Source organism: Nocardia sp. NPDC004068, assembly GCF_042874315.1.
In the GTDB taxonomy this organism is placed as follows: Bacteria; Actinomycetota; Actinomycetes; order Mycobacteriales; family Mycobacteriaceae; genus Nocardia.
Genome location: NZ_JBIAMW010000008.1, coordinates 285355 through 296593 on the forward strand (window position 1 = coordinate 285355; position 11239 = coordinate 296593).

An 11239-nucleotide genomic window follows, 5' to 3' on the forward strand; every position below is an offset into this window, starting at 1 on the left:
GCAATGGATTTCGAACTCACCGATGAACAGGGCCTGTTGCGCGACACGGTCCGGGATCTGCTGACCCGCGCCTACGACCCGGAGACCCGGCTCAAGGTCGTCGACACCGATCTGGGCTGGAGCCGCGAGGTGTGGTCCCAGCTGGCCGAATTGGGCGTGCTGGGCCTGAGTTTCAGCGAGGAGGACGGCGGCGTCGGCGCGGGTCCGGTCGAGACGATGGTCGTGGTCGAGGAGATCGGCCGCCGCCTTGCGCCCGAACCGCTGGTGGACGCGGTGCTGCTGCCCGGCGGGCTGATCGCCCGCGCCGGTACGGCCGAGCAGCGTCAGCGGGTGCTGCCGGAGGTGGTGAGCGGCGCGAAGCTGCTCGCCTTCGCCCACGACGAGCCCGGTTCGCGCTGGCCCGCCGTGACGGTGGCGACCACGGCGACAGTCGACGGCGACGGCTATCGGCTCACCGGCACCAAAAACCCGGTGGCGCACGGTGATTGCGCCGACGAGCTGGTGGTCAGCGCGGCGCTGCCGGACGGCGGCACCGGACTGTTCCTGGTCGCGGCCGATGCCGAGGGCGTGACCCGCACGCCGTACCGCACGTTCGACGGCCGCCGCGGCGCGCAGGTCGAATTCGCCTCGGCCCCCGCGGAACTGCTCGGGGAGGGCGACGCGAGTGCCGCCGTCGCCGACGAGATCGGGGTCGCCCAGGCCGCCCTGTGCGCCGAATCCGTCGGTGCCATGGCCGAGGCGCTGCGGCTGACGACCGAATACTTGAAGACGCGCAAGCAGTTCGGCGTCACGCTGTCGAAGTTCCAGACCCTCACCCAGCGCGCCGCCAACCTGTACGTCTCGCTGGAGCTGGCCCGCAGCATGAGCTACTACGCCACCGCCTCCCTGGCCGACGGCACGGTGAACCCGATCGCCCTGTCCCGCGCCCGGCTCCAGGTGGCCCGCTCCGGCCGGCACATCGCCCAGGAGTCCATCCAGATGCACGGCGGCATCGGCATCACCACCGAATACCCCGTGAGCCACTACGCCGCCCGCCTCACGGCCCTGGAACGCACCCTCGGCGCCCCCCTGGACCACCTCCACATCCTCACCGCCCACACCCCCACCTACGACCTCGTAGAGCTGTAACGGCAACCCAGCCGCACCCCTTATCCGAATCCGCACCCCTTACAGAGCCATGTAAGGGGTGCGGATCTCGAGAAGGGGTGCGGCTGGGGTCAGTCGGTGTGGGTGGCGGGTTCGGCTCGGAGGGTGGGGGTTTCGTGGGGGGCCGCGGCGGGGGTGGTCGGCTGGGAGGTGGGGGCCGGGGTTCGCGCGGGGGTGGGTTGTTCTGAGGTGGCCGAAGGGAGGGGGGAATCCTCGGTGGGGGTGGCCGAAGGGGTGATCGGGAGGTTCTTGGTGGTCTCCGGATCCTCGGGGGCCTCGACGGGGCGGGGCGGTTCCGGTGCGGCAGCCGGGGATTCGTTGCGCGGCAGATCCGGTGCGGCGGCGGGGGATTCGTTGCGCTGTGGTTCCGGTACGGCGGCAGGGGATTCGTTGTGCGGCGGTTCCGGTGCCGGAGCGGGGGACTCGTTGCGGGCCGGTTCGGCGGGGCGGGGCTGGCCGTCGGCCGGTTCCACCGGGGGATTGCTCGTGGTGGTGGAGGTGGTGGCGCTGGTCGGGGTGCGGCGCGGGGGCGTGTTGATCGCGATGCGCCAGGTGGGCGACGGCGGAATGAGCACGCCGGGGGTGGTGCTCGTGGAGCGGGTGCCGGGCTGGGCGCTCTGGAGGTCCGAATTCAGCGGCGGCGGTGCGACATAGATGTCCTGATGTCCCAGACCGCACGAACCGATCAGAACCAAACCGAGCGAGACCGCGCCCGCGGCGATCGCGGGACCCGTCACCTTGGCGGTCAGCCGGCGTGAGGTGTCGTCGGCGCGATCACCCGCGCTCTCCCTGCTGCCGTCCATGCGAGTGGTGCTCCTCAATTGTCGAGTCGCCTCACCTTAATCGAGGTCGAGGCATCGGGCTAGGCAGGCCGGTCGGTCGGCAAGATACCCGGGGGTAATGTCAAACATTACTGATTCATATATCGAATTGATTACTTCAGCGTGTCGCGGGCACGTGTCGTGTGAAGATTCCGCAACGGAGTCGTACCGTGTGAGCAAAGTTACACGTGAGACGCCCGAAATGTATTGAGGGACAACCGCGAATGTCGCAAACCCCCGACGGGCGTCATCGAGGAGTGATGATGGGAGCATATTCGACATCCCCGCTGCGTGCGGTGTCGGACAACGATTCGGGCGCAACCGAATCCGGCCGCACCGGGTGGGCGATCGTCTCCCGCGTGCTGGCGTGGTCGATCTTCCTGGGCGGACTGACCGGCGCGGTGCTCGGCATCGCGGGTCTGCGCGTGGAGATCACGGTCGCCGGACTGATCCTCGCCTGCACGGCCGGTCTGGTGTTGTTGAAGCTGCGCGCCGACGCGCACGCCGAACGCTGAATTCCCTGGGCTCGGCGGGCATTCGCGCCTACCGTGAACATGTATGAGGATCGAGCTGACCGAGGACGCCGGTGAGTTCCGGCGTCGGGCGGGGGAGTTCCTGTCGCGTGATCCGTTGCGGCACACCGTGGTCGCCACCGCTGTCGACAATTTCGTCAGCGGACTGAGCGACGGGCACGTGCTGTTCGCGGCCGTGACCGCCGGGGACGATGTGATCGGCGCGGGTATGCGAACCGGCGGGCAGGGTGTGTATCTCAGCGACGTGCCCGATCCGATCGTGCCGGAACTGGCCCGCAGCTTCGCCGAACGGGAACCCACCGCGCCGGGGGTGGAGGCCGCGCCGGGCATCGCCCTGGTCTTCGCCGAACAGTGGACGGCGTTGCACGGCAGCAAGTTCCGGATGGACTTCGCCAGCAGGCTGTATCGGCTCGGAACCCTGCGCGCGCCGGAGGCGGCCGGGTCGGTGCGCCGCGCGGTCGACGCCGATCTCGAGCTGTGCGTCCGCTGGCTCGACGGTATGCGCGCGGAGGTGGGCGTCGGCATGGATCGCGCCGCCGTCCGGGTCCGCATCGCCCTGGGCCGACTCTGGTTGTGGGAGCGGGACGGTCGCCCCGTCTCGATGGCCGCCCACCAGGCCCGCGCCTACGGCTGGAGCCGGATCGGCCCGGTCTACACCCCACCGGAGGAACGCCGCAACGGCTACGCCGCCGCCCTGACCGCCCATGTCTCCCAATGGCTCCTCGACCGCGGCACCCGCGTCTGCCTCTTCGCCGACCTCGCCAACCCCACCTCCAACAAGATCTACCGAGCCATCGGCTACGAACCGGTCCGCACCTACGCCCACTACGCTTTCGAGTAACCCCAGCCGCACCCTTTGTTCGAATCCGCACCCGCTGCACGGCCCTACAACGGGTGCGGATTCGAATAAGGGGTGCGGTTGGGTTGGTTCAGTTGGGGACGCGGGTGGGGTCGATGGGGGTGTTCTGGGCGGCGGCGAGCCACCAGTGGTTGTCGCGGTGGATCAGGATGTAGAGGGCCAGTTCGGAGAAGGCTGTGGGATCGGTTGCGCGCCTGCGGATTTGGGTGATGACGACGTTGGGGGCGGGGCTGGTGGCGGTCACGACCTCGAAGGTCGAGGCGGGGGCGATCCGGTCGCGCATGAGTTGGTGGTGGATGGCGTTGAGGTGGGGGTAACCGGTGACGGTGGCGCCGAAGGGGGAGCCCCAGAGGATGTCGGCGGCGAAGGAGTTGTCGTAGCGGTCGGCGTCGGAGAGCTCGACCGCCTGCTGGAGTTCCGCCGCCAGGTTCGCGGCGATCGCGTGTGCCTCCGCCTCGGTGGCCGGGTCGGACAGAGTGGGTCGGGTGGTCATGGTGTGCTCCGTTCTCGGTGGTCCATCCCGAACCTAGAAGCTGAAGTTCACTCGAGGTCAAGGGCGCGTCGTCGACCCGAGGTCGGGCGTCGGCGGTAGCCGCGACTCCCATCGGCGGGAAGTCAACCGGCCGTGGCGATTCCACCGCGATCCGACGGTGTCCGAGACCGGCGGATACGCGGCATGCGGGGTGTGTTCTGGCTAGGCTCGGTGGGTGCGGTCGTCGGAAGATCTGAAGCGGCGTTGGTTGACAGAGGCGCGGCAGGTGTTCGCCCGGCCGGGGATGTACGCCCGGTCCGGTCCGGAGATGGAGTCGGTGGCCGGCGAACGGCTTGGAGATCTGTGCTATCTGGACGAGCGCGACGATGAATACGAACAGGTTCGAAAGTTCTTGCGGGGCTTCGGAAAACTCGGAGTCCACGGTCCTTTCGCGGCGGTCTTCGATGTAGAGCGCCGCTGCACGGACGAGGTGGCTTCGGTGTACGCCGAGGTGTATCACCGCCTGGGCTATCTGCCGGTCGAGCGGCTGCTCACCGCGGAGGAGTGGCTGCCGCTGACTCGTCTGCGGGAATGGGTGGGTGTCCGTGACGTGCGGCGCGGTGAGGTCGAGGCCGCCTTCGGCGCACCGAGCTTGCTGGTGGGCAGGCGCGTGTTGTGTTACGCCCCGGCCGACGGGGGTCGGTGGGTGTTCTTCGATTGCTGGGATGAGCTCCCCAGGCGGTATGCGCCCGGCAAGGGTCGTTTCGACGGCGGATTCGACCCCGATCCGCTGGTTCGCGACATCCGGGTGCCGGCAACCGATTTCGAGGAAGGTCTCTTGTTGACCTTGTACGGCAGGGTGCTGCGGTGGGGGCCGGGCTGGTGGATCGATCACCCGAGCGATAGCCAGACCGCCGAACACGCGGCGTTCGCGGCCCAGCTCCGGCAGATCGAATCCGCCGACCCGTCTCAGGGTAACCGTCGGCACTGACGGTCCCGTGTGGGATACAGGTCCCGGCCAGCCTGAACATTTTGTGATCGGCATGAGCGTACGTTCCGGAGGGGCATATCAGCAGCGCGTCAGGCGGTGGCACTCGGGCGCTCGCGACCGACCGTCCGAGGGAGTCAACAGTAAGGTGCGGCTGCCTTGGGGTTGCTTCACAGTGCCACGAAGTCGGCTCAGCGTCGGTGTGCGGATGTGACGTCCCCGAGGACGTGTCGCACCGCCCCGCCGGGATCGTGGGGCAACGTCTCCACCCGCCAGGCGATGATCTGGTCCGGACGTACCAGGACCGCGCCGGAGCGTTCCACATCCACTGTGTAGCACCACGATTCGTCTAGGGCGTGGACATGTACCGACTGTCGCGCCGACTGCCAGGCTTCGCCGTCCGGCCCGGTGAGCAATACGAAATCCGTACCTATGAGATCGAGGGTAGACCTGCCGTCGGTCGAGAACCGGTGGGGGAGGCGGGTTCCGGGCTGGCCGTGTAGGTCGAGGCGGGTCATTGTGTGTGGGCTGCCGTCGGGTACGAGAGCGCCTGTGGCGTAACGGGTTCCGAGGATGAGGGCGATCGGGTCGGCCAATGGGGTGCCGTCGGTGGAATCGGTTGTCATGCGGCGTAGGTCGGGGGTGCGGATGCTGGACTGGTCGGCGATGTGCCAGCCGGTGGGGTGGCGTTCGGTGTGGTAGCTGTCCAGGAGGGTCGGGTTCGCGTCGCCGCGCAGCACCCACCCCAGTTTCCAGGACAGGTTGTGGGCGTCCTGGATTCCGGTGTTGGCGCCCGCGGCCGCGTACGGGGGCATGACGTGTGCGGCGTCGCCGGTGAGGAAGACGCGGCCCGAGCGGTAGGCGTCGGCTACGAACATTCCTGGCTCCCAAGTCAGTACGCTGAGTATCTCCGGGTGTGCGTCGGGCACGCCGAGGGCCTCGCGTACCACCTCGGCCCAGTCGTCCGCCGGGCGATCGATGTCCACGGCCGTGCTGAAGATCCACCGGTAGCGTCCGTCCACCGAGAGGAAAGCGCCTGGCGTCACGGGGTTTTCGATCTGGCAGAGATTGAACTCCCGGCCTCGCACCGCATCCGACAGGTCGGCTCGGAAGTACACGTTCACCGCGCGTCCCAGCGATCCGCGCCCGCTGCGGGCGATCCCGAGCCGCCGCCGGATCGGGCTCGCGGCCCCGTCCGCCGCGATCAGCCAGGCGGCGCGCATCACACTCATCGAACCGTCCGCGGACCGCAGTGTGACATGGAGACCCGTTGCGTCCTCGGTGAATTCGACACACTCGACACCGAACCGGATATCCGCGCCGCGCTCCTCCCCGAGTCGCCGCAGCACCGGTTCCAGCGTGTCCTGCGCGCACAGGCACGCCGCGGTCGGGGTGATGGTGTCCCACTCGGGCACGCCGCCGGGCAGGGTGAACGGGAGCCGCTCGGCCTCGGCCAGCGTGGGACCGGCTGCCATCGCCTGGAATTCGGCCAGATCGGCCGCGGCGGCGAACACCTCCTCCGCGATGCCGATCTGCCGGAACAACTCCATGGTCCGGATGTTCACGCGCCGGGCCTTCGGCTGCGGCGACGTCGTCACCCGCCGCTCGACCAGCGTGACCGCCACACCGTGATACCGCAGGAACAGCGCCGCCGACAGCCCCACCAGGCCGCCGCCGACAATCACAACGCGAGGTTCGTGTATCTCGTACACCATGTGTACTTAGTACACGAATGGTTGAATGCGGGCAAGGAGGTGTGATGACCGACGAGGCGCCCGGCCCGCTCATCTGGTCGCTGCCCGAACCCCCGGGACGGCCGACGACGAGCCTGAGCCGGGCCGACATCCTGCGTGCGGCCCTGGCGATCGCCGACGCCGAGGGCGCGCGGGCGCTCACCATGCGCCGGGTGGCCACGGCCGTGGGCGCGTCCACCCCTATGTCGCTGTACCGCTATGTCGGCAGCAAGGACGGTCTGGTCGATCTCATGATCGATGCCGTCTACGGCGAGATCCCGCTCCCCGCCGACGCCGGGAGCTGGCGACTGGGCCTCGAGCGATTGGCGCTGAACACATGGGAGGTGATCCGCCGCCACCTGTGGTTCGGTGAACTCGTGCACACCCGCCCCCCGCTGGGCCCGAACGCCTTGCGCTACTTCGATTTCCGCTTCGCGCTGCTGGAGCCGCTGGGGCTGTCGGCCGACGAGCTGACCCTGCTCACCGGGGCGGTGGACGGCCACATCGTCGGCGCCGCACTGCAATCGGCCGAGGAACTGCGCATGCGCGACCGGATCGGCCTGCGCACCGACGCCGAACTCGAGGCCGCCGCCCGCCCGGTCGTGGAGCCGATGCTGTCCGGCGATCGCTATCCGGCCTTCGCGCGCTGGTTCCGGGGCCGGACCGGTTCGGGGCCGGACGATCCGGTCGCCTGGACGCTGGCGTGTCTGCTCGACGGAATCACCGACCGCCTGGGGTTGCCTCGATAACGCTCGATCAGCGGCGGCGTTTGCGGCGCATCGGCGGATTGACCTCGGGCGCTTCGGGTTCGCGTTCGAGCACCAGGACGGCCAGGGCGGTGTCGCGGATCAGCAGATCGAGATCGTCGAGCAGGCCGGTCACCGCGTCGCTGGCCTCCCGGAGTTCGGCGTCGGTGTCGGAACGTCGCTCGAAAACCGCACGCAGCGAATGTAATTGCAAACCGACATCGAACAGGTGGCGCACCAAGCGGTCGCTCAGGGTGGTGAACTCGGCTCGATCGCTCAGCGACTCGTCGCGCTGAATGCCTTGGGGCGTGGGAAGATTCACGCCATTGCGGTCGTGCACAGAATCCACGTTTCCTCCGGTCGCGAACGGCGGTGGTCGCGAGCCTCGCTGTTGGACTCGGAAAGGTGTCGTTTCAATACTAGTCCGATTCGTGAGCGTTCACGTCCGGTGCGGCCGCCCGGATCCCCAGACCGCCAAGGATAATCGGAGCATGGCGGACCGAAGCCGGCGAGAGCTGCGCGAACTGACCAATGGTGATGCCCTGCGACTGCTCGGATCGGTGCGATTCGGCCGGATCGTGTTCGCGCGGCACGCCCTGCCGACCATCCGTCCGGTCAACCATCTCCTCGACGGCGAGCAGGTGATCGTCTACGCCAACCTGAACATCGTGGCCATGCATTCGGACCGCCAGGTGGTCTCCTACGAGGCCGACACGATCGACCACCAGACCCAGCTCGGGTGGTGCGTAATCCTCACCGGCACGGCCGAACCCGTCCTCGACGCCGACGAGGTCGCCCACTACGACGGGCTCGTCGAGCCCTGGCTGCCGGGCGCGCAGCACCGGATCGTGCGGATCAAACCCGATATCGTCACCGGGATCGAGTTGATCGACAAGCTCGAGGACGATCAGGACTGATCGAGCGCGGCGATCTCGGCGTCGGACATGCCGAGCAGTTCGCGCAGCACCTCGTGGGTGTGCTCGCCCAGATCGGGGCCGACCGAGCGGATCGGCAGCGAGCGGCCGCCGATGACGGGCACGATGCCGGTGAAGCCGACCGGTTTGGGTTCCGGTTCGCCCACGTCGACCGGGAAGGTCTGAATCATGTTGCGGGCCCGGTACTGTGGATCGTCGGCGATATCTGCGGCGGTGTAGATCGGGCCGCACGGAATGGCGGCCTCCTCCAGAATCCGCAGGGCCTCGTCCCGGGAGTGCCGCCGGGTCCACTCGGCGATGGCGGCGTCGAGCCGTTCGCGGTGCCGCCAGCGGCCCGCGTTGTCCTGGAGTTCCGGGTCTGCGGCCAGATCGGGCCGGTCGATCACCCGCATGTAGCGCTGGAAGATGGCGTCGCCGTTACCGCCGATGATGATGCTGGTGCCGTCGGAGCAGGGGTAGGCGTTGCTGGGGGCGATGCCCTCCATGCGTCCGCCGACCCGCTCGCGGCGGATGCCGTAGGCGAGGTAGTCCGGGACGAGCGACTCCATCACCGACAGGATGGACTCGTTCAGCGCGACGTCGATCACGCGCTGGTCCAAGGGGATTCGGCCGTCCGCGCGATCGCGCCGGAACAGGGCCATGACCGTGCCGAACGCGGCGTAGATGCCCGCGATCGAATCGCCGATCGACACGCCGACCCGCACCGGCGGGCGATCCGGATCGCCGACCAGTTCGCGCAGGCCGCCGACCGCCTCGGCCACCGCCGCGAAACCCGGACGACCCGCCAGCGGCCCGGTCTGCCCGTAGGCGGAGATCCGGGTGACGACCAGATCCGGATTGGCCTCGTCGAGCACGTCCGGACCCAGTCCCCATTTCTCCAGCATCCCGGGCCGGAAGTTCTCCAGCAGCACATCGCAGTGCCGGATCAGATCCAGCACGACCGCACGGCCCGCCGCGGTGCGCAGGTCCAGGGTGATGGAGCGCTTGTTGCGGTTGACCGTGCGGTACAGCATCGAGGTGTCACCCCCGTAGAGCCGCCAATTACGAAGCTCGTCACCGGTTTTCGGACGCTCGACCTTGATCACGTCGGCGCCGAAGTCGCCGAGTATGCGCCCGGCGGTCGGCGCCGCGATGTAGTTGCCGAGTTCGAGCACCCGAATCCCGTCCAAGGGGCGAATCTCCATGCGGAGAGCATGCCAGCTAGGCGGCGCGGACGTCCTCGACGATCGAGTAGTGCCCGGCGTCGCCCGCGATCGGCGTGCTGGGCACGCCGTCCACGCCGACCGGGATGTCGCCCGCGAGGGTGATGCGGGTCAGCTTGCGGTGCTCGCCGCCGTCGTAGTCGTCGATGGCGTAGTGCTGGGTGGCGCGGTTGTCCCAGATGGCGACGTCGCCGAGCGACCAGTTCCAGCGGGTGGTGTGCTCGAGGCGGGTCACCCGATCCTGGAACAGCCGGAACAGCGCCTGCGATTCGGCGCTCGACACCCCCACGATCTGCTTGACGAAATGGCCGAGCAGCAAAGCCTTTTCGCCGGTTTCGGGGTGGACGCGCACGACCGGGTGTTCGGTCTCGTAGAAGGTGGACTCGAATTCGGTGCGATCGGTGCGGGCGCGGTCGTGTTCCTCGCTGACGTAGTCGTAGACGTTGGAGTGCCGGGCGCGCAGACCCTCCGCGAGCCGCTTCAGCGGTTCGGGCAGCGAGTTGTACGCCGCGACCGTGGACGCCCACGTGGTCGAGCCGCCGTAGCTGGGCAGCGTCACCGCGCGCAGGATCGACGCCTTGGGCACGCGGTCGACGAAGGTGACGTCGGTGTGCCAGCTGTTGGCCCGGCCGTGCTGGGAGTCGATCGCCAGGCTCTTGATCCCGCGGGAGGTGACGGTCGGATGCGGGGTGGTCGGGGTGCCGAGCAACTGCGCGAATTCGTACTGGCCGTCCTCGGTGAGGTGCTGCTGCCCCTGGAAGAAGATCACCTTGTGCTCGTTGAGCGCCGCGCGGATCGTCGCCACCGTCTCCGGGTCGAGATCACCGCCGAGCCGCACCCCATCGATCCGCGCGCCGATGTGGGTACCGAGCTTGACCACCCGCACGGCGGTCTCCGTGGCTGCTGCGTAATCGACAGACATACAAGGCCTTTCGTTGGAACCGAACGGCTCCGAGCAGACCACGGCCGGGCTCTCCGGGGACACCATTACGGTCACCCGGATCGCAAAGTGCTACCCCACGTGCTCGCGCAGATACGCCATGTCCTCGGCCAACCCCTCGGCGGGCGTCTCCAGCACGACCGGCGCGTCGGCGGTGCGGCAGACCTCGGCCAGCAGTTGCGGATCGATCGTGCCGTCCGCGAAATTGGCGTGCCGGTCCGCGCCGGAGTTGAACTCGTCGCGGGAGGAGTTGAGGTGGACCAGATCGATGCGACCGGTGATGGCGCGGATGCGCTCGACCACCCCGACGAGCTCCTCCCCGCCTGCCCAGGCGTGGCAGGTGTCGAGGCAGAAGCCCGCGCCGTGGTCGCCGACGGCGTCCCAGAGCCGGGCGATGGCGTCGAAGTGGCGGGCCATCGCGTGATTGCCGCCCGCGGTGTTCTCGATCAGGATCGGGACCGCGAAACCGCCCTTGTCCGCCTGGCGTTCGAACAGCTTGCGCCAGTTGCCGATTCCGGCCTCGATCTCGGCGTCGGAGCGCACATGGCCGCCGTGCACGACCAGGCCGAACGCGCCGAGGTCCGCGGCGGCCTGCGCCTGCTGGGCCACCGCGTTGCGCGAGGGCATCCGCAGCCGGTTGTTCGTGCTGGCCACGTTGATCTGATACGACGAGTGCACCACCACGTCGATGGGACTGGACTTGATCTCCTCGGCCCGCGGATGCGGCGTCGGTTTCTCCCAGCCCTGCGGATCGATGACGAACATCTGGATGACCTCGGCGCCCAATCGCTCACCGAAGCCGATCGGATCACTGTCTTGGCGGACGTGTGCTCCAATGCGCATGATCACGAGGGTATCGGTAGG

Annotated in this window: 13 protein-coding genes; 6 read left to right on the forward strand and 7 right to left on the reverse strand. The window is 68.5% G+C overall.

Annotated features, from left to right (window positions below; all coding sequences use genetic code 11):
- The first annotated feature begins 3 nt into the window (after positions 1-3).
- On the forward strand, positions 4-1128 hold the full coding sequence (locus ACFYTQ_RS22070; protein WP_387363848.1) for an acyl-CoA dehydrogenase family protein: 1125 nt from the start codon (positions 4-6) through the stop codon (positions 1126-1128).
- 89 nt (positions 1129-1217) lie between these two features.
- Here ACFYTQ_RS22070 and ACFYTQ_RS22075 read toward each other — a convergent pair whose 3' ends face one another.
- Positions 1218-1949 (reverse strand): hypothetical protein, encoded by a 732-nt coding sequence (locus ACFYTQ_RS22075; protein ID WP_387363851.1) that lies wholly within the window; start codon positions 1947-1949, stop codon positions 1218-1220.
- Between the two features lie 281 nt (positions 1950-2230).
- Between ACFYTQ_RS22075 and ACFYTQ_RS22080 the strand changes: the two genes are divergently transcribed.
- Positions 2231-2482 carry a hypothetical protein gene (locus tag ACFYTQ_RS22080; protein ID WP_387363854.1) on the forward strand — a complete coding sequence of 84 codons (252 nt, stop codon included), beginning with the start codon at positions 2231-2233 and terminating at the stop codon, positions 2480-2482.
- A 43-nt stretch (positions 2483-2525) separates the two neighbouring features.
- A complete protein-coding gene (locus ACFYTQ_RS22085; protein ID WP_387363856.1) occupies positions 2526-3341 on the forward strand; it encodes a GNAT family N-acetyltransferase in 816 nt (271 codons plus the stop codon).
- A gap of 88 nt (positions 3342-3429) precedes the next feature.
- On the opposite strand, the gene ACFYTQ_RS22090 is transcribed toward ACFYTQ_RS22085, so the two are convergent.
- The gene (locus tag ACFYTQ_RS22090) at positions 3430-3852 is read right to left on the reverse strand and encodes a DUF4440 domain-containing protein (RefSeq protein WP_387363859.1); all 423 of its coding nucleotides are present in this window, start codon (positions 3850-3852) and stop codon (positions 3430-3432) included.
- 214 nt (positions 3853-4066) lie between these two features.
- On the opposite strand from ACFYTQ_RS22090, the gene ACFYTQ_RS22095 reads away from it, so the two are divergent.
- Positions 4067-4822, forward strand: a complete 756-nt coding sequence (locus ACFYTQ_RS22095; protein WP_387363862.1) for a hypothetical protein — start codon at positions 4067-4069, stop codon at positions 4820-4822.
- A gap of 188 nt (positions 4823-5010) precedes the next feature.
- Here the strand turns inward: ACFYTQ_RS22095 and ACFYTQ_RS22100 are convergent, their stop codons facing one another.
- Positions 5011-6534: an FAD-dependent oxidoreductase gene (locus ACFYTQ_RS22100; protein ID WP_387363865.1), complete on the reverse strand. Its 1524-nt coding sequence runs from the start codon at positions 6532-6534 to the stop codon at positions 5011-5013.
- Between the two features lie 44 nt (positions 6535-6578).
- Between ACFYTQ_RS22100 and ACFYTQ_RS22105 the strand changes: the two genes are divergently transcribed.
- A complete protein-coding gene (locus ACFYTQ_RS22105; RefSeq protein ID WP_387363868.1) occupies positions 6579-7301 on the forward strand; it encodes a TetR/AcrR family transcriptional regulator in 723 nt (240 codons plus the stop codon).
- Between the two features lie 7 nt (positions 7302-7308).
- On the opposite strand, the gene ACFYTQ_RS22110 is transcribed toward ACFYTQ_RS22105, so the two are convergent.
- On the reverse strand, positions 7309-7647 hold the full coding sequence (locus tag ACFYTQ_RS22110) for a hypothetical protein (RefSeq protein WP_387363871.1): 339 nt from the start codon (positions 7645-7647) through the stop codon (positions 7309-7311).
- Positions 7648-7789: 142 nt separating this feature from the next.
- On the opposite strand from ACFYTQ_RS22110, the gene ACFYTQ_RS22115 reads away from it, so the two are divergent.
- Entirely contained in the window at positions 7790-8215 is a 426-nt protein-coding gene (locus ACFYTQ_RS22115; protein ID WP_387363874.1) for a pyridoxamine 5'-phosphate oxidase family protein, read from the forward strand.
- Here ACFYTQ_RS22115 and ACFYTQ_RS22120 read toward each other — a convergent pair.
- From ACFYTQ_RS22120 to ACFYTQ_RS22130, 3 genes are all read right to left on the reverse strand, one after another.
- The gene (locus tag ACFYTQ_RS22120) at positions 8206-9417 is read right to left on the reverse strand and encodes a CaiB/BaiF CoA transferase family protein (protein ID WP_387363877.1); all 1212 of its coding nucleotides are present in this window, start codon (positions 9415-9417) and stop codon (positions 8206-8208) included. The genes ACFYTQ_RS22115 and ACFYTQ_RS22120 overlap by 10 nt on opposite strands.
- A 16-nt stretch (positions 9418-9433) precedes the next feature.
- Entirely contained in the window at positions 9434-10357 is a 924-nt protein-coding gene (locus ACFYTQ_RS22125) for a TauD/TfdA dioxygenase family protein (RefSeq protein WP_387363880.1), read from the reverse strand.
- A 90-nt stretch (positions 10358-10447) separates the two neighbouring features.
- Positions 10448-11218 (reverse strand): deoxyribonuclease IV, encoded by a 771-nt coding sequence (locus ACFYTQ_RS22130; protein ID WP_387363882.1) that lies wholly within the window; start codon positions 11216-11218, stop codon positions 10448-10450.
- Between the last annotated feature and the right edge of the window lie 21 nt (positions 11219-11239).